This window comes from Polaromonas sp. YR568 (assembly GCF_943372955.1).
GTDB lineage: Bacteria > Pseudomonadota > Gammaproteobacteria > Burkholderiales > Burkholderiaceae_C > Polaromonas.
Genome location: NZ_CALSAL010000001.1, coordinates 534,968 through 555,956 on the forward strand (window position 1 = coordinate 534,968; position 20,989 = coordinate 555,956).

Below are 20,989 nucleotides of genomic sequence, written 5' to 3' on the forward strand. Positions count from 1 at the left end.
TCACACCCCAGCAGGCACAGGCGCCGGTACTTCTGAGCAAGGGGTGACCTCCGGGCAGCGTGCCCTGCGGGTTGCCATGGTGGCAGGCGAGGCCTCGGGGGATTTGCTGGCCGGGCTGCTGCTTGATGGCTTGCGTACCCGCTGGCCGGACCTGGTGGCCACAGGCATTGGCGGCCCCCAGATGGCTGCACGCGGATTTCAGCCGGCCTGGCCCAGCGACAAGCTGGCGGTACGCGGGTATGTGGAGGTACTGCGCCATTACCGCGAGATTGTCGGCATTCGCGACGCCCTGAAGGCCCGTTTGCTGGCCAGCCCGCCCGACCTCTTCATCGGCGTCGATGCGCCTGACTTCAACCTCGATCTGGAAGCCTCGCTGAAGGCGGCAGGCATTCCCACAGTGCACTTCGTCAGCCCGTCCATCTGGGCGTGGCGTGCCGACCGGGTTGAGAAGATACGCCGCAGCGTGGACCAGGTGCTGTGCATCTTCCCTTTTGAGCCCGCCTTGCTGGCCCGGCACGGCATTGCAGCGACGTATGTGGGGCATCCACTGGCCAATGCGATTCCAATGCAGGTGGACCGTGCCGCGGCCCGTCGCCAATTGGGACTGGCGGCTAATGATTCGGTGGTCGCCGTGTTGCCCGGCAGCCGTGCGTCTGAAATCCAGTATCTGGCCGACCGGTTTTTCCGCGCGGTGGCGCTTATCCGGAAAGAGCGGCCTTCAACGAAGTTCGTTGTGCCGGCTGTACCGCTACTGAAAGAGCGCATTGAATCCAGGGCCCGCGCCGCTGGTATTCACTCTGATGTGCTGATTCTGCAGGGCCAGTCGCACATGGCGCTCGCCGCGTGTGACGTCACCCTGATTGCGAGCGGTACGGCGACGCTGGAGGCGGCGCTGTTCAAGCGGCCCATGGTGATCGCCTACAACATGAACTGGCTGTCGTGGCAGATCATGCGGCGCAAGAAACTGCAGCCCTGGGTCGGGCTGCCCAACATCCTGTGCCAGGATTTTGTGGTGCCTGAACTGTTGCAGGACGCCGCCACGCCTGAAGCGCTGGCGACAGCGGTGATGCAGTGGCTGGATGCCCGGGTGTCTGCACCTGAGAAAATAGCGGCTGTCGAAAAACGCTTTTCAGCGCTGCATGCCGAACTGCAGCGTGATACCTCCCAATTGGCCACCGATGCGATCCAGAAAATTCTTGAAGGCTGAGCAAACCGCCTTGTCATGGGACGTGCCCGGCCTGATGGCGGGTGTGGACGAGGCAGGCCGGGGGCCGTTGGCCGGGCCGGTGGTGGCGGCTGCGGTGATTCTGGACGACCTCTACCCCATCAAGGGGCTGGCGGACTCCAAGAAGCTCACGCCCTTGCGGCGCGAGAAGCTCTATGACGAAATCCGCGCCAAGGCGCTGTGCTGTTCCATCGCATTGGCCACCGTCGAAGAGATTGACTCGCTCAATATCCTGCAGGCCACGATGCTGGCCATGAAACGCGCGGTGGAGGGCTTGCGCCTCAAGCCTCACAAGGTGATGGTGGACGGCAACCGGTTGCCGGTGCTCGACATCCTCGCCGAGGCCATCGTCAAGGGCGACGCCCTCGTGCCTGCGATTTCGGCGGCGTCGATTTTGGCCAAGGTCTACCGCGACCGCTGGTGTGATGAATTTCACCTGGAGTACCCGCAATACGGTTTTGCCGGGCACAAGGGCTATGGCACTGCCGCGCATCTGGCGGCCCTGCGCGAGCACGGCGCCTGCCCGCAGCACCGCAAGTCTTTCGCGCCGGTGGCCGAGGTGCTGCGGTGACCACTTCATCCCGCGATGCTATCTACGTCACGTCGCGGGACAACCCCGTCGTCAAGGATTTGCGCAAGCTGTCGCAGGACAGCACGGCCTACCGCAAGCAGGGGCGTGTGTGGCTGGAGGGGGACCACCTTTGCCGGGCTGCACTGGCCCGCGGCCTCCAACCCGCCATCGCGGTATACGCCGAGTCGGGGTGGCGGGATGCCCAGCCGGATTGGGTTCAGGCCGCAGGCAGGAATATGGTGCTGGCCGACGCGCTGATGGTCGAAATCAGCAGCCTGGAATCACCGGGGCGCATGGGCTTTGTGCTTGACTTGCCCGCTGCACCAGCCCTGCAGCCGCTGGTTGCATCGGTGATTCTGGATCGTGTGCAGGATGCCGGCAATGTTGGTTCCATCCTGCGCAGCGCTGCGGCTTTCGGTTTTGGGCAGGTGATTGCGCTCAAGGGCTCGGCGGCGCTGTGGTCGCCCAAGGTGCTGCGCGCCGGCATGGGAGCGCATTTCGCACTTCGGTTGGTGGAAGGGGTGGACCTGGACGCCTTGTCGGTGTTGGGCATTCCGCTGGTGGTGACCAGCTCCCACGATGGCCAGTTGTTGAACCGCCTGCTCCGCGACAAGGCCCTTCCGATGCCCTGCGCATGGGCCATGGGGCACGAAGGGCAGGGGGTTCACGTGTCCCTGATGGCGCAGGCGGCCCTGAAGGTGCGGATTGACCAGCCCGGCGGCGAGGAGTCGCTCAACGTGGCTGCGGCGGCCGCGATTTGCCTGCATGCGAGCGCACTGGTGGCCAGCCCGGCCTGATTGCCTGCAGTAAAGCGGAAAGCGGCGCACCCGGCGCGTCTCTCATGCACGAAAGGCATCAAGCCCTGATGCACCTCGGGCTATAATCAAGGGCTTTTCAAAACACAGCCTCGCCCGAGCGCACACAAAGCACACACCCTCACAAAGCAGCCTGCAGGAGTCTCGATCGAGATGATCTCTGTGCACGCTTGGGCGAACCGTAACCAACCCGGAGAACCCAGTGCTTTTGTCTCTCAAGGGAAACACCCCTCCCGCCATTCTGGCGCTCGCAGACGGCACGGTCTTTATCGGCAATTCCATTGGGGCTCCCGGCTCCACCGTCGGTGAGGTGGTGTTCAACACCGCCATGACCGGCTACCAGGAGATCCTCACGGATCCCAGCTACTGCCAGCAGATCGTCACGCTCACTTATCCGCACATCGGCAACTACGGCGTCAACGCCGAAGACGTGGAGGCCGACAAGGTTCACGCCGCCGGCCTTATCATCAAGGACTTGCCGCTTCTGGCCTCCAATTTTCGCCAGTCGATGGGATTGTCGGACTACCTGATCCGTGAAAAGACAGTTGCCATTGCCGGCATTGATACCCGCCAGCTCACACGTCACCTTCGCACCAAGGGCGCCCAGAATGGCTGCATCCTAGCGCTCGCCGCTGGCGAAGCGGTGAGCCCCTCAGCCATCGACAAGGCAGTGCAAGCTGCCAAGGGCGCGCCCAGCATGTCCGGGCTGGATCTGGCCAAGGTGGTGTCTGTGGCGCAGACCTATGAGTGGACCCAGACCGAGTGGAAGCTGGGCTCGGGCTACGGGGTGCAGATCACGCCGAAGTTCCATGTGGTGGCCTTCGACTTCGGTGTGAAGAAAAACATCCTGCGCATGCTGGCCGAGCGCGGTGCGCGCATCACCGTCGTGCCCGCGCAAACCCCGGCGGCTGACGTCCTGAAACTCAAGCCCGACGGTGTATTTCTATCGAACGGCCCCGGTGACCCGGAGCCTTGCGACTACGCGATTGCCGCTGTTCGTGAACTGATCGAGACCGGTATTCCGACCTTCGGCATCTGTCTGGGCCACCAGATCATGGCACTGGCCAGCGGCGCGAAGACCTTCAAGATGAAGTTTGGCCACCACGGCGCCAACCACCCGGTGAAAGACCTCGACAGCGGCCGCGTCAGCATTACCAGCCAGAACCATGGTTTCGCGGTGGATGAGAAGACGTTGCCAGCCAACCTGCGCGCCACGCACATCAGCCTGTTTGATGGCACCTTGCAGGGCCTGGCCCGCACCGACAAACCGGCGTTCTGCTTTCAGGGCCACCCCGAAGCATCCCCCGGCCCGCACGACATTTCGTATTTGTTTGACCGGTTCACTGCCCTCATGGATCAGCATGGAGGGAAAAAATAATGCCCAAACGCACAGACATCAAAAGCGTCCTCATCATCGGTGCCGGTCCCATCATCATCGGCCAGGCCTGTGAGTTCGACTACTCCGGCGTGCAAGCCTGCAAGGCGCTGCGTGAGGAGGGCTACAAGGTCATCCTGATCAACAGCAACCCGGCCACGATCATGACGGACCCGGCCACGGCCGATGTGACCTACATTGAGCCCATCACCTGGCAGACGGTCGAGAAGATCATTGCCAAGGAGAAGCCCGATGCCATCCTGCCCACCATGGGCGGGCAGACGGCGCTCAACTGCGCACTGGACCTCTGGCGCAACGGCGTGCTCGACAAGTACAAGGTCGAGCTGATCGGCGCCAAGCCCGAAGCCATCGACAAGGCCGAAGACCGTCTCAAGTTCAAGGACGCGATGACCAAGATCGGACTGGGCTCTGCCCGTTCCGGCATCGCGCATAGCATGGAAGAAGCCTGGGCGGTGCAGAAGACGGTGGGCTTCCCGACCGTCATTCGCCCCAGCTTCACGCTGGGTGGCACCGGCGGCGGCATTGCCTACAACTCCGAAGAGTTCGAGGTCATCTGCAAGCGTGGCCTCGAAGCCTCGCCCACCAACGAATTGCTGATTGAAGAATCGCTGCTCGGCTGGAAAGAGTACGAGATGGAAGTCGTGCGCGACACTGCAGACAACTGCATCATCGTCTGCTCGATTGAAAACCTGGACCCGATGGGCGTGCACACCGGTGACTCCATCACCGTGGCACCCGCGCAGACGCTGACCGACAAGGAATACCAGATCCTGCGTAATGCCTCCCTGGCAGTGCTGCGCGAGATCGGTGTGGACACCGGTGGCTCCAACGTGCAGTTCTCCATCAACCCGGTCGATGGCCGCATGGTGGTGATTGAGATGAACCCGCGCGTGTCGCGCTCATCCGCACTGGCGTCGAAAGCAACAGGCTTCCCGATTGCCAAGGTGGCGGCCAAGCTGGCCGTGGGCTACACGCTCGACGAGCTGCGAAACGAGATCACGGGCGGTGCTACGCCTGCCAGTTTTGAGCCCAGCATCGACTATGTGGTCACCAAGATTCCGCGTTTTGCCTTCGAGAAGTTCCCGACCGCTGATTCGCGCCTGACCACGCAGATGAAGTCGGTTGGCGAGGTGATGGCCATGGGCCGCACCTTCCAGGAGTCCTTCCAGAAAGCCCTGCGCGGACTGGAAGTCGGCGTGGACGGCATGAATGAGAAAACGCAGGACCGCGAAGTGCTGGAGAAGGAGCTCGGCGCGCCTGGACCTGACCGCATCTGGTACGTGGGCGATGCATTTGCCCAGGGCATGAGCGTGGACGAGGTGTTTGCGCTGACGAAAATCGACCCTTGGTTCCTGGTGCAGATCGAGCAGATCGTGAAGATCGAACTGGAACTGGAGACCATCTCGCTGGACCAGATCGACGCCGCCACGCTGCGTGCGCTGAAGCAAAAAGGCTTCTCTGACCGCCGTTTGGCCAAGCAGCTCAAGACCACTGACACCGCCATCCGCGACAAGCGCAAGGCGCTGGGTGTACGGCCGGTGTACAAGCGCGTGGACACTTGCGCCGCTGAGTTCGCGACCAACACGGCCTACATGTATTCGACTTATGAAGCCGAAGGCAGCGAGTGCGAAGCCGCGCCCACCGACAAGAAAAAGATCATGGTACTGGGCGGTGGTCCGAACCGGATCGGGCAAGGTATCGAGTTTGACTACTGCTGCGTGCATGCCGCCCTGGCGATGCGTGAGGACGGTTACGAGACCATCATGGTCAACTGCAACCCCGAGACCGTCTCGACCGACTACGACACCAGCGACCGCCTGTACTTCGAGCCGCTGACACTGGAAGATGTGCTGGAAATCGTCGACAAGGAAAAGCCGCTCGGCGTGATCGTGCAATACGGCGGGCAGACCCCGTTGAAGCTGGCGCTGGGTCTGGAAGCCAACGGCGTGCCCATCATTGGCACGTCGCCCGACATGATTGACGCTGCGGAAGACCGCGAGCGCTTTCAGAAACTGCTGCACGCACTGGAACTGCGCCAGCCGCCCAATGCCACGGCCCGTACCGAGCCCGAGGCGCTGGAGAAAGCCGCTGCGCTGGGTTACCCACTGGTGGTGCGCCCCAGCTATGTACTGGGCGGCCGTGCGATGGAAATCGTGCACGAGCAGCGTGATCTGGAGCGCTACATGCGCGAAGCGGTCAAGGTCAGCCATGACTCGCCCGTGCTGCTGGACCGCTTTCTGAATGACGCGATTGAGTGCGATGTGGATTGCATCCGCGATGCGGCAGGTCAGACCTTTATCGGCGGCGTCATGGAGCACATCGAGCAGGCGGGCGTGCACAGCGGCGACTCGGCGTGCTCGTTGCCACCATACTCGCTCAGCACCGCCACGGTGAACGAGATCAAGCGCCAGACCGCTGCCATGGCCCAAGCTCTGAATGTGGTGGGGCTGATGAACGTGCAGTTCGCCATCCAGAACATCGATGGCAAGGATGTGATCTACGTGCTCGAGGTGAACCCGCGCGCATCGCGCACGGTGCCATTTGTCAGCAAGGCCACCGGCATCCAGCTCGCCAAGGTGGCGGCCCGCTGCATGGTGGGCCAGTCGCTGGCGTCGCAGGGCATTGGATCGGAAGTCACTCCGCCGTACTTCAGCGTCAAGGAAGCGGTGTTCCCCTTCGTCAAATTCCCCGGTGTGGATACGATTCTCGGCCCCGAGATGAAATCCACCGGCGAGGTGATGGGCGTTGGAAAAACCTTTGGCGAGGCCTTTGTGAAGTCGCAGCTCGGTGCTGGCACCAAGTTGCCGACATCGGGCAAGGTGTTCCTCACGGTGAAAAACAACGACAAGCCCCGCGCCGTGGAAGTGGCACGCAAGCTGGTCGACATGAAATTTGACCTGGTGGCAACCAAGGGCACTGCAGCGGCGATTCAGGCTGCCGGCGTGCCGTGTGCCGTGGTCAACAAGGTCACTGAAGGCCGTCCGCACGTGGTGGACATGATCAAGAACGAGGAAATCGCGCTGGTCATCAACACCGTGGAGGAACGCCGCAACGCGATTGCCGACTCGCGGCAGATTCGCACCTCGGCCTTGCTGGCCCGCGTGACGACCTACACCACCATCGCCGGCGCTGAAGCGGCTGTCGAGGGCATGAAGTACCTCGACAACCTGCCGGTGTACTCGGTGCAGGAGCTTCACGCACAGTTGGCGTGATTGGCTGATCGGCATTGCTGGCAGAGCTCTCGCACGCCCCCGGGCAATCGGTGGAACTGCCGGGGTCGATGGGCTGGTTTTGCATTAAACTCCAGACCGATTAAATACTGCGCCGCCGGGTGACCGGTGGCGGTTTCGCACTCCGCCGCCAGGTGACTGGTGGCGGTTTCGCTTTTTGCAGGAGCAAAAATCTGATGGCAACCCTTCCGATCACCAAACGCGGCGCTGAAAAGCTCAAGGCAGAGCTTCATCAGCTCAAGACCGTGGACCGCCCCTGGGTCATCAACTCCATTTCGGAGGCGCGTGCCCAGGGCGACTTGAGCGAGAACGCCGAATACGACGCCGCGAAGGACCGCCAGGGCTTTATCGAAGGCCGCATCCAGGAAATCGAAGGCAAGCTGTCGGCTGCCCAGATCATTGATCCCGCCAGTCTGGATGCCGGCGGCAAGGTGGTGTTCGGCTCCACCATCGAACTGCAGGACGAAGACTCCGGTGATGCGGTGACCTACCAGATCGTCGGCGAGGACGAGGCCGACATCAAGCAGGGGCGGGTGAACATCAGCTCACCGATTGCCCGTGCGCTGATCGGCAAGGACGAGGGCGACACCGTGTCCGTGCAGACGCCTGGCGGCGTGAAGCGCTACGAGATCGTCAAGGTTTCGTACATCTGACCAGTTGAGCTGACCAGTTCATCCCGGCGTTCTCCTGCACACCACGTCTTGATGACTTCTACCCGTCAGCGCATGTGCGTGGTCATCGCGGCCCTGTGGTGGGGCAGCCTCACCATGCTGGGGTTTCTGGTCGTGCCCTTGCTGTTTGTGCACCTGGGCAGCCCGGCAGCCGCAGGCGCGATGGCTGCCAAACTCTTCACCGCACAAGCCTGGCTCAGCGTGGCGTGCACCATGCTGCTGCTGACCGCTTTCAATCGCAAGGACGGACCCGTGCACTCGGCGTGGGCCGCAGCGGCCATGAAGCTGGTGGTGGCTGGTTTGCTGCTGGCCTTGCTGGTGGAGTTTGGCGTGTCGGCCCGCATCGTGAGTGCGCGTGCCGAAGGGGGCAATCTGAGGCTTTGGCACGGCCTGGGCAGCGCAATGTACCTGACGCAGTGGCTCTGCGCGGGTGCAGCCCTGTGGCGCCTGACGCGCACGGTTCCAGCAACGGGGCAGGATTAGACGCGTTCCGCCGCTTCGAGCGTGTTGACCAGCAGCATCGTGATGGTCATGGGGCCGACACCACCCGGTACGGGCGTGATGTAGCCTGCCACCTGGCTCACACCCGCAAAGTCCACGTCGCCGCAGAGTTTGCCTTCTTCATTGCGGTTCATGCCGACGTCAATCACCACCGCGCCGGGCTTGACCATGTCGGCCGTCAGCACATCGCGCTTGCCCACCGCGGCCACCACCACATCGGCCTGCAGTGTCATGGCCTTGAGGTCGGCGGTTGCGCTGTGGCAAATGGTCACTGTCGCGTTCTGCTGCAGCAGCATCAGCGCCATGGGCTTGCCCACAATATTGCTGCGGCCAATCACTACCGCGTGCTTGCCCTTGAGCTGGTAACCAATGCTCTCCAGCATCTTCATGCAGCCGTAGGGTGTGCAGGGCCAGAAGCCGGGTTGGCCAACCATCAGCGCACCAGCGCTGGCGACATGAAAGCCGTCCACGTCTTTGGCGGGTGAAATCGCCTCGATGACTTTTTGCGCGTCAATGTGCGGCGGCAGCGGCAGCTGGACCAGGATGCCGTGGATGGTCGGGTCATTGTTCAGGGCATCGACGCGGGCCAGCAGATCGGCTTCGCTCAGCGTCGCCGGGTACTGCTCCAGCACCGAGTGCAGGCCGTTGTCCTGGCAGGCCTTGACCTTGTTGCGCACATACACCTGGCTGGCCGGGTTGTCACCCACCAGCACCACTGCCAAGCCCGGCGTGACGCCACGGGCGCGCAGTGCGGCGGCGCGTACGGCGACGTCGGCACGCAGTTGTTTGGAGAGGGCGTTGCCGTCAATCAGTTGGGCGGTCATGGGTGTGATTTTTGAAGTGAAAACGCCCGTCAATTCAAAAGAAACGGGCGTTGGGCGGAAAGGGGGCTGTCATCCGACAGCGTGTGGAATCTCAGACCTTGGGTGCGCTGGAGCCCAGGGCAATCTTTAGCAGATCGGCCACGGTGTTGGCGTTGAGCTTTTCCATGATGTTGGCGCGATGGGCTTCCACCGTCTTGATGCTGATGCCCAGATCGTCAGCGATTTGCTTGTTCAGGCGTCCGGCGACGATGCGCTCGAGCACCTGCGCCTCGCGCGAGGTGAGCTTGGCCAGAAGTGCATCGCGGCTGGCGGACTGCTGGTGGCCGGCGAAGGCATCCTTGGCCTGCTCCAGCATGCGTTCCACCAGATTGACCAGCGCTTCTTCCTGGAAGGGCTTCTGGATGAAATCCATCGCGCCTTTTTTCATCGTGTTGACAGCCATGGGCACGTCGCCGTGGCCGGTGATGAAGACGATGGGCAGCGGTGACTTGCGCTCGACCAGGCGATCCTGCAGCTCCAGGCCGGTCATGCCACCCATGCGGATGTCGACGATCAGGCAGGCCACTTCACGCGGGTCGTAGCGGGACAGGAAGGTTTCAGCCGAGTCGTAACAGCGCACCCGGTAGTCCTTGCCTTCGAGCAGCCATTGCAGTGAGTCGCGCACGCCTTCATCGTCGTCAACGACGTAGACCGTGCCTTTTTTGGGGATCAAACTCATGCCAAACCTTTTCAGTGAATTTCTTCGTCTTGACTCTTGTTGTCAGCAGCGTGGCCCTGCCATGTCTCTTTTGATTCGTCAGTGAATGCGTGCGTCCCTGATGGCTGAGCCGTCGGTGGCGGGCGCGGATGACAGCAGGGGTGTCACCGGCAACCAGAAGGTGAACCTGCACCCGACGACCTCCTCGCCATTGTAGAGGTTCTCCGCATCCATCCGCCCCTGGTGAGACTCCACAATGCTGCGGCACAGCTTGAGGCCGATGCCCATGCCTTCGGCCTTGGTCGAGTAGAAGGCTTCGTACAGCCGCCCCATCACTTCCGGCGAGAGTCCGCGGCCGGAATCCAGAACCGAAAACTCCACCACCGGCTGGTCGTCGATGGTTTTGGGCACCACGCGCAGTTCCACGCTGCGGCGGGCGGCAGGCAGGCGTGCCTGCTCGATGGATTCGGCCGCGTTCTTCATCAGGTTGATGAGCACCTGCTCGATCAGGATCGGGTCCACCAGGATGGAGGGCAGGCGCGCGGCGATGTAGTGCGACAGCCGCACATGGTGGCGGCGCAGTTCAATATCGGCCAGCTCCATCGCGTTGCTGACGATGGTCGGCACATCAGACCGGGTGCGGTTGGGTTCGCTGCGCTTCACAAAGGCGCGGATGCGCTGGATGATCTGGCCCGCCCGGTGTGCCTGCCTGGCGGTTTTTTCCAGCGCCATCAGCAGGTCTTCGTTGCTGATCTGCTGGGCCTTGATGCGCGACACCATGCCGTTGCAGTAGTTGTTGATGGCGGTGAGCGGCTGGTTCAGCTCATGCGCCACGCTCGACGCCATCTCGCCCATGGTGATCAGCCGGCTGGCGGTCTGGGCCCGCTCGGCCTGCAGGGCGGCCTGCTCCTCGGCCCGGCGGCGGGGCGTGATGTCGGTGGCAATCACCATCTGCGCCAGACGCCCGTCGACCCAGGTGAGGTAGCGCGAGCGCACTTCCAGCCACTTGGCAAGCTCGGGGACAAAAATCTCCGCGTTTTCTGCCAGTGCGTCGGTCAGCGCGTCGGTGGGCAGGCCGGCGAGTCCGTCGACGGCGTCCATGGCGTCTTCGCTGGGCGCCGCTGCCGGAACGCCGGCCTGCGCGATCAGGTTCACATGGCCGGAGACTTCGCCGCCAAACCATGAGCGGTACAGCTTGTTGGCAAACAGCAGTTCCTCGCTGCCGAGCGGGGCGACGGACACGGCGGCGTCCAGACCTTCCAGCACGGTCGTGAAGCGCTCGTACGAGGCCGACAGCTCTTCGCGAATGCGCTTGGGCTCGGTGATGTCCGTCATCGAAGTCATCCAGCCGGTCTGCTGGCCGCGCGGGTCAATCAGCGGCGAGACATACATGCGGGCGTCGAAAATCTGGCCGTTCTTGCGCTTGACGCGCACCTCGAACCCCCCGGGTGGTGTGCGGCCATGCAGCTCGTCGTCCAGCCGGGCCATCAGGATGTCGATTTCGGACTCTGGCCAGTGGGGGAAGGGCGGCGTCTGCCCGACCAGTTCGGCTTCGGTGAGGCCAGTCATCTGGCAGAAAGCCGGGTTCACATAGGTGATGCGGCCCTGCAGGTCCAGCGCCCGCATGCCGGTGAGCATGGAGTTTTCCATCGCACGCCGGAAGTTGGTTTCTGAAATCAGGGCCTGCTGCGCCTGCACCCGGCGGCGCGTGTGGCGCCATGTGCCCAGCAGCATCCACACGGTCAGCGCGCTCAGGGCGCTGACCAGCCAGAAGAATCCGCTGCCGACCACGCCCAGCGAGGCACGGTAGCCTTCGGCGCGGATCAGCAGGCCGTTGCCTACCGGTGACACCGGAATCTCGTACTCGGCGGCGGCATCGGCCCAGGGTAGCAGGCGCGCAGCGCGGTTGGGGGGTGGGGGCATGCTGCCAGCCAGTATTTCGTTCTTGTCTGTCACCAGCGTCACGGCGTACTTGGCGGCGACTTCGGTGGGCACGCCGAAGCGTAGCAGCCCATCAACGGAGTATTCACCCATGATCACGCCAGCAAACTTGCCCTGTTCGTCCAGCGGCACCTGCAGTTGCAGCGTCGGGGCCTTGTCTCCTGTGGCCTCTTTTGCCAGCAAGGGCCTGGAGTACACCGGCTGGCGCAGGTCGCGCGCCAGCTCGTAGGTGCCATCGGTCTCGCCGGTACGAAGCACGTCGCCCGGGCTGCGGATCTGACCGGCGTTGGCGCTGGGGGATGCATAGGTCACCACCACGCGGCGCCGGCTGTCGACCCAGCTGACGGCCATCAGCTCGGGGTATTGGTTGACAAGCGATTCGGCCTGCGAGATGAACTCCTCGCGGTCAATCTCCTTGTTGGAGACATCGCGGCCAATCCGCATCAGCTGTTCCTGCCGTTCCAGCAGCCGCAGACGCAGGCGCTGCTGGGCGTATTCCACATCGCGTTTGACGGCCTGCTGTTCCCGGTCAATCTCTTCAATTCGAAGGTAGCCGAAGGCCGCGATCACCGCCGCCAGAAAGAGCACCACCGCCGCCAGCGGGCCGAGCGTGATGAAGCGGTCCTGCCGCGAGGGCGATTGCTTGCGCCACCACCGGCGCCACAGGGCCAGTGGCGCAGGCGTCGCAGCGCTGACGGGGCTGGCGGCGCTGGGGGAGGGCAGGGTGTCTGGGTTGGACATGGCATTCCGGGAGGGAGGTGCAGTTTAAGGTCAGAACGGGTTGTTGATGCCCCTTCGAGAGTCGGGCGCCGCAGAGCAGGGACGCCTCAGGACTGCCCAAGCCGCAGTGGTTGGAGTAAGTGTTGTGCAAGAAGTGGTTGGAAAGACCGCTTATGGTTGATGAGAGACGGTTAGTAGCGCCGTATATTTCTTAATGTGAAATGAAAAAGCACTATTTGAAATAGCGGAAATATTATGAGAAACTAGAGGCTGGAATCTAATTTGGGTTTACAACGTGTGAATTCATCTTGGAGCGCGCCTCCCGGCGCACCTCAGGCACTGGCTCTGCACGCGGCCCGACAAGAGACCGCAGCGCAGGGTTGAAAGCTTCAACAGGCAACAAGCAGGAGACAAAATGGCTGCGAATCCCCATCAGGCTGGCACGGACAACTTGCGTGCCGCCGCAAACGACGCGATCGACAAAGACACCCAGGAAACCCGCGAATGGATTGATGCGCTGTCGGCCGTCATCGCCAGCAGCGCCACCAATGCAGAGGGCCGTGAGCGTGCGCATTTCCTGCTGGAGCAACTGCTTGAGCAGGCGCGCCAGGAAGGCATCGACATGCCGTTCTCTGCCACCACCGGCTATGTGAACACCATCGAGCCGCAGGACGAGGTGCATTGCCCCGGCAACATCGAGATTGAAGAGCGCCTGCGCGCCTACATGCGCTGGAACGCCATGGCCATGGTGGTCAAGGCCAATCGCCACAACCCAGCGGACGGTGGTGACCTCGGTGGCCACATTGGCTCGTTTGCTTCGCTCGCCAACTTGTTTGGTGCCGGCTTCAACCACTTCTGGCATGCCGAGAGTGAAAACCACGGCGGCGACTGCATCTACATCCAGGGTCACGTGTCGCCCGGCGTCTATGCCCGCGCCTATCTGGAAGGCCGCCTGACCGAGGAGCAACTGCTCAACTTCCGTCAGGAAGTCGATGGCAAGGGTCTGTCCAGCTATCCGCACCCGAAGCTGATGCCCGAGTTCTGGCAGTTCCCCACGGTGTCCATGGGTCTCGGCCCGCTGATGGCGATTTACCAAGCGCGCTTTTTGAAGTACCTGCACGCCCGCGGCATTGCCAACACCGAAAACCGCAAGGTCTGGGTGTTCTGCGGCGACGGTGAAATGGACGAAGTCGAAAGCCTGGGCGCCATTGGTCTGGCTGCGCGCGAGAACCTCGACAACCTGGTGTTTGTCATCAACTGCAACCTGCAGCGCCTCGATGGCCCGGTGCGCGGCAACGGCAAGATCATTCAGGAGCTGGAAGGCGAATTCCGCGGCTCGGGCTGGAACGTCATCAAGCTGCTGTGGGGCGCCAGCTGGGATCCGCTGCTGGCCCGCGACAAGGAAGGCGCACTGCGCAAGCTGATGATGGAAACCAACGACGGCGACTACCAGGCCTTCAAGGCCAACGACGGCGCCTATGTCCGCAAGCACTTCTTCGGCCGCGATCCGCGCACGCTGGAGATGGTCGCCCACATGAGCGACGACGAGATCTGGAACCTCAAGCGCGGCGGCCATGATGCGCAGAAGGTCTATGCCGCGTTCGACAAAGCCGTCAAACACAAGGGCCAGCCCACCGTGCTGCTGATCAAGACCGTCAAGGGTTTTGGCATGGGCAAGATCGGCGAGGGCAAGAACACCGTTCACCAGACCAAGAAGCTCACCGACGAGGACATCAAGGCCTTCCGCGACCGCTTCAACATCCCGATCCCCGACAGCGAACTGCCCAAGCTGCCGTTCTACAAGCCGGCCGACGACACGCCCGAGATGCAATACCTGCACGAGCGCCGCAAAGCTCTCGGTGGCTACCTGCCGCATCGCCGCACCAAGGCCGACGAGAGCTTCACCGTGCCGTCCATCGAGACCTTCAAGGCGGTGCTGGAGCCCACGGCAGAAGGCCGCGAGATTTCCACGACGCAGGCCTACGTGCGTTTCCTCACGCAGCTGCTGCGTGACCAGGCGCTGGGCCCGCGCGTGGTGCCCATCCTGGTGGATGAAGCCCGCACCTTTGGCATGGAAGGCCTGTTCCGTCAGGTCGGCATCTACAACCCGGCAGGTCAGCAGTACACCCCGGTCGATAAAGACCAGGTCATGTATTACAAGGAAGACAAGGCCGGCCAGATCCTGCAGGAAGGCATCAACGAGGCCGGCGGCATGAGCAGCTGGATCGCAGCGGCCACCAGCTACAGCACCAGCAACCGCATCATGGTGCCGTTCTATGTGTACTACTCGATGTTCGGTTTCCAGCGCATTGGCGATCTGGCCTGGGCGGCCGGTGACATGCAGGCACGAGGCTTCCTGCTGGGTGGCACCTCGGGCCGCACCACGCTGAACGGCGAAGGCCTGCAGCACGAAGACGGCCACAGCCACATTCTGGCGGGCACCATTCCCAACTGCATCAGCTACGACCCGACATTTGCGCACGAGGTCGGTGTGATCCTGCACCACGGACTGAAGCGCATGGTCGAGAAGCAGGAAAACGTCTTCTACTACCTGACGCTGCTGAACGAAAACTACGCCATGCCCGGCCTCACGCCCGGCACCGAAGATCAGATCATCAAGGGCATGTACCTGTGCAAACCCGGTGCCAAAGCCACGCCGCGTGTGCAGCTGCTGGGCAGCGGCACCATCCTGCGCGAAAGCCTGTTCGCGCAGGAACTGCTGGAGAAAGAGTGGGGCGTGTCTGCCGACGTGTGGAGCTGCCCAAGCTTCAACGAGCTGGGCCGTGACGGCCAGGCCGCTGATCGCTACAACCTGCTGCACCCCACCGACAAGCCGCAGGTGCCGTTCGTGGCGCAGCAGCTTGAAAAGCACACCGGCCCGGTGATTGCGTCGACCGATTACATGAAGGCCTACGCCGAGCAGATTCGTCCCTTCATCCCCAAGGGCCGCACCTACAAGGTTCTCGGCACCGACGGTTTTGGCCGCAGTGATTTCCGCAGCAAGCTGCGCGAGCACTTCGAGATCAACCGCCACTACATCGTCGTGGCGGCGCTGAAGGCGCTGAGCGAAGAGGGCACGGTACCGGTCGCCAAGGTGGCGGACGCCATCAAGAAGTACGGCATCAAGGCCGACAAAGTCAACCCCTTGTACGCCTGACATCGGCACGGAGACACAGAACATGGCAATTATGGAAATTCAGGTCCCCGACATCGGTGATTTCGATGAAGTGACGGTGATTGAGCTGATGGTGAAGCCAGGCGACACGGTCAAGGCCGAGCAGAGCCTCATCACGGTGGAATCCGACAAGGCCTCAATGGAAATTCCGTCCAGCGCCGCCGGCGTGGTCAAGGAACTCAAAATCAAGCTGGGTGACAAGGTCAAGCAGGGTTCGGTGGTGCTGACACTGGAAGTGGCAGGCGCAGCCGCGGCGGCCACCGCAGCGCCCGCACCGGCAGCCGCCGCCCCAGCGCCATCTGCAGCTCCAGCTCCCGCCCCCGCGCCTGCGGCGGCACCGGCAGCCGCTTCCGGCCCGGTGGAAGTGCGTGTGCCCGACATCGGCGATTTCAAGGACGTCGCAGTCATTGAAATCCTGGTCAAGCCAGGCGACACCATCAAGGCCGAGCAGAGCCTGATCACCGTCGAGAGCGACAAGGCCTCGATGGAAATTCCGTCGTCTGCCGCTGGCGTGCTGAAGGAACTGAAAGTCAAGATGGGCGACACCGTGAACATCGGTGACCTGCTGGCCATTCTTGAAGGCTCAGCCGCTGCTGCCCCCGCAGCGCCAGCTGCAGCACCGGCCGCACCCACTGCTGTACCAGCGCAGGTTGCGGCCGCGTTGGCTCCCGCGCCCTCGGCGGCTGCTCCGGTGGCCGCACCTGTGCACAACCCGACTGTGGCACCGCAAGGCAATCTGCCGCATGCCTCGCCTTCCGTGCGCAAGTTCGCCCGCGAACTCGGCGTGCCACTGGCAGAGCTCAAGGGCAGTGGCCCTAAAGGCCGAATCACGCAGGACGATGTGCAGGCCTTCACCAAGGCGGTGATGGCTGGCGACACACGCACCCAGGCACAAGTGGCCAAAGCGCCGGCGGCCTCGGGCGGCGGTGCCGGTCTGGATCTGCTGCCATGGCCCAAGGTCGACTTCAGCAAGTTCGGCCCGATCGAGCGCAAGGAGATGGGACGCATCAAGAAGATCAGCGGCGCCAATCTGCTGCGTAACGCGATCATGATTCCGGCTGTCACCAACCATGACGATGCCGACATCACCGACCTCGAAGCCTTCCGCGTCTCGACCAACAAGGAAAACGAGAAGTCGGGCATCAAGGTCACCATGCTCGCCTTCCTGATCAAGGCCTGCGTGGCCGCGCTCAAGAAATTCCCCGAGTTCAACAGCTCCATCGACGGCGACGCACTGATCTACAAGCAGTACTGGCACATCGGCTTTGCGGCTGATACGCCCAACGGCCTGATGGTGCCGGTCATCAAGGACGCCGACAAAAAAGGCGTGCTACAGATCAGCCAGGAAATGGGCGAGTTGGCCAAGAAGGCGCGCGAGGGCAAGCTGAGTCCGGCCGAAATGAGCGGTGCCACATTTACCATCTCCAGCCTGGGCGGCATTGGCGGGCGTTACTTCACGCCCATCATCAATGCGCCCGAGGTGGCCATTCTGGGCGTGTGCAAGAGCCAGATGGAACCGGTGTGGGATGGCAAGGCCTTCCAGCCGCGCCTGATGCTGCCGCTGTCGCTCACGTGGGATCACCGTGTGATTGATGGCGCTGCAGCAGCCCGCTTCAACGCCTACCTCGGCCAGATCCTGGCGGACTTCCGCCGAGTATTGCTGTGACCCCCACGGTTTTCACTGCGTGTAATACGCTGCCCCCCGAGGGGGCCAGCCTTGCTTGGGGCGGCCCTGCGCTGCGGCTTGAGCGCTCCGAAATGGATTTCAGGAAGGCGTAGCAATGACAACGCTCGTCGTCGTCAAGAAAGCCGGGCAGGTCGCCATCGCGGCCGACACGCTGGTGACCTTCGGGGACACCAGCCTGTCGCATCGCTATGAAGCCAATGGCAAGATCTTCAAGGTCGACACGCCTGCCGGCATCAGCTATGTGGGCATGGCTGGCACGGTGGCGCACTTTCCAGTGCTGCGCCTGGCGATGGCTGCCCTGCCACGCGAGCAACTCAAGCTCGGTTCGCGCGATGAGGTGTTTGCCACCTTCATCAAGCTGCACCCGCTGCTCAAGGAGTCGTTTTTCCTGCAGACCAAGGAAGACGACAACGACCCCTATGAGTCGAGCCAGTTCACTGTGGTCATTGCGAACGCCAGCGGCATTTATGGCCTGTACAGCTACCGCGAAGTGTTCGAGTTCAAGGAGTTCTGGGGCATTGGTTCCGGGCGCAGTTTTGCGCTGGGGGCCATGCATGCCGTCTGGAACACGGCCAAAACCGCGCGCGAAGTCGCGATGGCCGGCATGAATGCCGGCTGTGAGTTCGACAAGAACACTGCGGGACCGGTCGAGATATTCACCCTCAAATTGAAAGCCTCCCAATGAGTGCATCTTCCCTCGTCGATATTCTGGTACCGGACATCGGTGACTTTGACGAAGTGACCGTCATCGAAGTGCTGGTCAAGCCCGGCGACACCATCAAGGCCGAGCAGAGCCTGATCACCGTCGAAAGCGACAAGGCATCCATGGAAATCCCGGCCTCGCAGGCGGGCGTGGTCAAGGAGCTTCGCGTCAAGCTGGGCGACAAGGTCAAACAAGGTTCTGTGGTGTTGACGCTGGAAGCCAGCGGTGGCGCTGCCGCCGCGCCTGCACCGGCTGCTGCTCCGGCGCCCGCCGCTGCATCACCCGTACCAGCAGCTGCGCCTGCCGCACCTGCAGCAGCGTCGACGGCAGCATCTTTTGCCGGTACGGCCGATCTGGACTGCGACCTGCTGGTGCTGGGTGCCGGCCCCGGTGGCTACTCGGCCGCTTTCCGTGCCGCCGACCTCGGCCTCAAGGTGGTTCTGGTTGAGCGGTACGCCACCCTGGGCGGTGTGTGCCTGAATGTGGGTTGCATCCCTTCCAAGGCACTGCTCCATGTGGCGGCCGTGATGGACGAGGTCAAGCATTTCGACAGCTTGGGCGTGAGCTTTGGCGAGCCCACGCTCGACATCAACAAGCTGCGAACCCACAAGGAAAAAGTCGTGGGCAAGCTGACAGGCGGCCTCACCGCCATGGCCAAGATGCGCAAGGTCACCGTGGTGCGGGGTCTGGGCCAGTTTGTGGGCAGCCATCACCTGCAGGTAGAAGAAACCACCGGCAGCGGACAGGAAAAATCCGGCAAGAAGCAGACTATCGCGTTCAAGAGCTGCATCATTGCCGCCGGCTCGCAGGCGGTGCGCCTACCGTTCATGCCTGACGATCCGCGCGTGGTGGACTCCACCGGCGCGCTGGGCCTCAAGGAAGTGCCCAAGCGCATGCTGATTTTGGGCGGCGGCATCATCGGGCTGGAAATGGGCACGGTCTACTCCACGCTGGGCGCCCGACTCGATGTGGTCGAGATGATGGACGGCCTGATGCAGGGCGCCGACCGCGACCTGGTGAAGGTCTGGCAGAAGATGAACGCCCCGCGCTTTGACAACATCATGCTCAAGACCAAAACCGTCGGCGCCAAAGCGACCAAGGCCGGCATTGAGGTGACCTTTGAAGGCGAGGGCGCGCCGGCGCCGCAGACCTATGATCTGGTGCTACAGGCGGTGGGCCGCACACCCAACGGCAAGAAGATTGCGGCCGAAAAGGCCGGTGTCAGCGTCACCGACCGTGGCTTCATCCCGGTCGATATCCAGATGCGCACCAACGTGCCGCACATTTTTGCCATCGGCGATATCGTCGGCCAGCCCATGCTGGCCCACAAGGCCGTGCATGAAGCCCATGTGGCCGCTGAAGTGATAGCCGGCGAGCTGCTGGGCAACAAGGAATTGGCCAGCGCCGCCTTCAATGCCCGGGTGATCCCGAGCGTGGCCTACACCGACCCCGAAATCGCCTGGGTGGGCCTCACCGAAGATCAGGCCAAGGCACAGGGCATCAAGGTCAAAAAAGGCCTGTTCCCCTGGAACGCTTCGGGCAGGGCGATTGCCAATGGTCGCGACGAAGGCTTCACCAAGCTGCTGTTCGACGACTCACCCGAGGCCCATGGCCACGGCAAGATTCTGGGCGGCGGCATCGTCGGCACGCATGCCGGCGACATGATTGGCGAAGTCGCACTGGCGATCGAGATGGGAGCCGACGCCGTCGACATCGGCAAGACCATCCACCCGCACCCCACGCTGGGCGAAAGCATTGGCATGGCCGCCGAGGTGGCACATGGCAGCTGCACCGACTTGCCACCGGCGCGCAAGTAATCGCTCTGCCAATCCGAGCCTGACTTCAGTGTGGCGCTGGTGAGGCTGGCAACGCCGAAGGCCCCGACTGCTGCCTCCGCCAGCTGGCTGGTGGAACGCCGAATTCGCGCCGGAAGGCACGGCTGAAGGCCGTGTCGGCGCTGTAGCCGACCTCAGCCGCAATCTGGTGCATGCCCATTGCGCTGTGGCGCAGCAGGTTGGCGGCCAGTGCCATGCGCCAGTGCGTCAGGTAAGTCATGGGGGCCTGCCCCACAAAGTGGCTGAAGCGTTCGGCGAGTACCGAACGCGATGTGCCCGCATGTCGCGCGAGGCTCTCCAGTGTCCAGGGCTCGGCAGGGCGCTCGTGCATCAGAGCCAGCGACTTGCCAACAATGCGGTCCCTGAGACCGGCCAGCCAGCCGGTCTGCTCGGCGGGTAACTGCGCGATGTGGCGGCGCAAGGTTTCCACAAACAGCACCTCCGAGAGTTTCGCCAGAACGCCTTCACCGCCGGGCCGCGGTGACGCGGCTTCCGTCACTGCGTAGTGGATGGATTGCTCCAACCAGTCCTTTTCGCCGTGGGAGCGCAGGCTGACGATCAGCATGGGCGGAAGCGCATTCAATATGGAGCGGCACAGCCGTGGATCGCAGACCAGATAGCCACACACAAAGCGCGTCGCTTCACCGCCGCCACCATATTTCAGCAGATGCGGGCGGCGCTTCAGAATGGCTTGCAGGTCCGTCGGCCCGGCAGGCGCTACACCCAGGGCTGAGGCCATCAGGTGGGCGTCGCCGTGCGGAAAGATGATCACATCGCCGGCGTTAAGCACCTGCGGTGGGCTGCCCTCGATCTGCACATGGCATTGCCCTTCGGTCAGCAGATGAAAGACCACCAGCCGCTCGGCACCGGGGTGCAGGGTCTGCATCACGTCGGCTGCTGCCGGCGAGCTGAAGCACCAGGGGGCCGTGAAGCGAGCGTTGAAGAAAATCGCGCTGCTGAGGCGCACCACGCGCAGCACTTCAGACAATGCATCCATC

15 protein-coding genes are annotated in these 20,989 nt (G+C 62.8%); 11 read left to right on the forward strand and 4 right to left on the reverse strand.

Annotation, left to right across the window (positions count from 1 at the left end; all coding sequences use genetic code 11):
• The first annotated feature begins 43 nt into the window (after window positions 1-43).
• From lpxB to AAG793_RS02535, 7 genes are all read left to right on the forward strand, one after another.
• Entirely contained in the window at window positions 44-1,207 is a 1,164-nt protein-coding gene (gene lpxB / locus AAG793_RS02505; RefSeq protein WP_341903585.1) for a lipid-A-disaccharide synthase, read from the forward strand.
• A complete protein-coding gene (gene rnhB / locus AAG793_RS02510; RefSeq protein WP_341903588.1) occupies window positions 1,179-1,796 on the forward strand; it encodes a ribonuclease HII in 618 nt (205 codons plus the stop codon). Before lpxB ends, rnhB begins: the two co-directional genes overlap by 29 nt.
• Window positions 1,793-2,593 (forward strand): RNA methyltransferase, encoded by an 801-nt coding sequence (locus AAG793_RS02515; RefSeq protein WP_341903590.1) that lies wholly within the window; start codon window positions 1,793-1,795, stop codon window positions 2,591-2,593. The genes rnhB and AAG793_RS02515 overlap by 4 nt, the downstream gene beginning before the upstream one ends.
• A gap of 220 nt (window positions 2,594-2,813) precedes the next feature.
• Window positions 2,814-3,989 (forward strand): glutamine-hydrolyzing carbamoyl-phosphate synthase small subunit, encoded by a 1,176-nt coding sequence (carA, locus tag AAG793_RS02520; RefSeq protein ID WP_341903593.1) that lies wholly within the window; start codon window positions 2,814-2,816, stop codon window positions 3,987-3,989.
• Complete coding sequence (gene carB / locus AAG793_RS02525) at window positions 3,989-7,219, forward strand: carbamoyl-phosphate synthase large subunit (RefSeq protein WP_341903596.1); 3,231 nt, start codon at window positions 3,989-3,991, stop codon at window positions 7,217-7,219. Before carA ends, carB begins: the two co-directional genes overlap by 1 nt.
• A gap of 194 nt (window positions 7,220-7,413) precedes the next feature.
• A complete protein-coding gene (gene greA, locus AAG793_RS02530; protein ID WP_341903600.1) occupies window positions 7,414-7,890 on the forward strand; it encodes a transcription elongation factor GreA in 477 nt (158 codons plus the stop codon).
• A 51-nt stretch (window positions 7,891-7,941) separates the two neighbouring features.
• A complete protein-coding gene (locus tag AAG793_RS02535; RefSeq protein WP_341903603.1) occupies window positions 7,942-8,391 on the forward strand; it encodes a DUF4149 domain-containing protein in 450 nt (149 codons plus the stop codon).
• Here AAG793_RS02535 and folD read toward each other — a convergent pair.
• The 3 genes from folD to AAG793_RS02550 all read right to left on the reverse strand — a co-directional run bounded on the left by folD (window position 8,388) and on the right by AAG793_RS02550 (window position 12,612).
• Window positions 8,388-9,233: a bifunctional methylenetetrahydrofolate dehydrogenase/methenyltetrahydrofolate cyclohydrolase FolD gene (gene folD, locus AAG793_RS02540; protein WP_341903606.1), complete on the reverse strand. Its 846-nt coding sequence runs from the start codon at window positions 9,231-9,233 to the stop codon at window positions 8,388-8,390. The two genes, AAG793_RS02535 and folD, sit on opposite strands and share 4 nt — an antisense overlap.
• A gap of 91 nt (window positions 9,234-9,324) precedes the next feature.
• On the reverse strand, window positions 9,325-9,951 hold the full coding sequence (locus AAG793_RS02545; protein ID WP_341903608.1) for a response regulator transcription factor: 627 nt from the start codon (window positions 9,949-9,951) through the stop codon (window positions 9,325-9,327).
• Window positions 9,952-10,029: 78 nt separating this feature from the next.
• Entirely contained in the window at window positions 10,030-12,612 is a 2,583-nt protein-coding gene (locus AAG793_RS02550; RefSeq protein WP_341903611.1) for a PAS domain S-box protein, read from the reverse strand.
• 394 nt (window positions 12,613-13,006) lie between these two features.
• On the opposite strand from AAG793_RS02550, the gene aceE reads away from it, so the two are divergent.
• The 4 genes from aceE (at window position 13,007) to lpdA (ending at window position 19,973) form a co-directional block, all read left to right on the forward strand.
• Window positions 13,007-15,748, forward strand: coding sequence for a pyruvate dehydrogenase (acetyl-transferring), homodimeric type (gene aceE, locus AAG793_RS02555; protein ID WP_341903614.1), 2,742 nt, complete (start codon window positions 13,007-13,009; stop codon window positions 15,746-15,748).
• A gap of 22 nt (window positions 15,749-15,770) precedes the next feature.
• Window positions 15,771-17,432: a dihydrolipoyllysine-residue acetyltransferase gene (gene aceF / locus AAG793_RS02560; RefSeq protein WP_341903618.1), complete on the forward strand. Its 1,662-nt coding sequence runs from the start codon at window positions 15,771-15,773 to the stop codon at window positions 17,430-17,432.
• A gap of 115 nt (window positions 17,433-17,547) precedes the next feature.
• Window positions 17,548-18,138, forward strand: a complete 591-nt coding sequence (locus tag AAG793_RS02565) for an MFS transporter (RefSeq protein ID WP_341903621.1) — start codon at window positions 17,548-17,550, stop codon at window positions 18,136-18,138.
• Window positions 18,135-19,973 carry a dihydrolipoyl dehydrogenase gene (gene lpdA / locus AAG793_RS02570; protein ID WP_341903624.1) on the forward strand — a complete coding sequence of 613 codons (1,839 nt, stop codon included), beginning with the start codon at window positions 18,135-18,137 and terminating at the stop codon, window positions 19,971-19,973. Before AAG793_RS02565 ends, lpdA begins: the two co-directional genes overlap by 4 nt.
• 25 nt (window positions 19,974-19,998) lie before the next feature.
• Here the strand turns inward: lpdA and AAG793_RS02575 are convergent, their stop codons facing one another.
• On the reverse strand, window positions 19,999-20,988 hold the full coding sequence (locus AAG793_RS02575; RefSeq protein ID WP_341903627.1) for an AraC family transcriptional regulator: 990 nt from the start codon (window positions 20,986-20,988) through the stop codon (window positions 19,999-20,001).
• Window position 20,989 lies beyond the last annotated feature (1 nt).

Coding starts and splice junctions, on each gene's coding strand:
- greA (WP_341903600.1), top strand. CDS start 7,414: ATGGCAACCCTTCCGATCACCAAACGCGGCGCTGAAAAGCTCAAGGCA.
- AAG793_RS02550 (WP_341903611.1), bottom strand. CDS start 12,612: ATGTCCAACCCAGACACCCTGCCCTCCCCCAGCGCCGCCAGCCCCGTC.
- AAG793_RS02535 (WP_341903603.1), top strand. CDS start 7,942: ATGACTTCTACCCGTCAGCGCATGTGCGTGGTCATCGCGGCCCTGTGG.
- AAG793_RS02565 (WP_341903621.1), top strand. CDS start 17,548: ATGACAACGCTCGTCGTCGTCAAGAAAGCCGGGCAGGTCGCCATCGCG.
- AAG793_RS02545 (WP_341903608.1), bottom strand. CDS start 9,951: ATGAGTTTGATCCCCAAAAAAGGCACGGTCTACGTCGTTGACGACGAT.
- carB (WP_341903596.1), top strand. CDS start 3,989: ATGCCCAAACGCACAGACATCAAAAGCGTCCTCATCATCGGTGCCGGT.
- AAG793_RS02575 (WP_341903627.1), bottom strand. CDS start 20,988: ATGGATGCATTGTCTGAAGTGCTGCGCGTGGTGCGCCTCAGCAGCGCG.
- aceE (WP_341903614.1), top strand. CDS start 13,007: ATGGCTGCGAATCCCCATCAGGCTGGCACGGACAACTTGCGTGCCGCC.
- lpdA (WP_341903624.1), top strand. CDS start 18,135: ATGAGTGCATCTTCCCTCGTCGATATTCTGGTACCGGACATCGGTGAC.
- folD (WP_341903606.1), bottom strand. CDS start 9,233: ATGACCGCCCAACTGATTGACGGCAACGCCCTCTCCAAACAACTGCGT.
- aceF (WP_341903618.1), top strand. CDS start 15,771: ATGGCAATTATGGAAATTCAGGTCCCCGACATCGGTGATTTCGATGAA.
- rnhB (WP_341903588.1), top strand. CDS start 1,179: ATGCGATCCAGAAAATTCTTGAAGGCTGAGCAAACCGCCTTGTCATGG.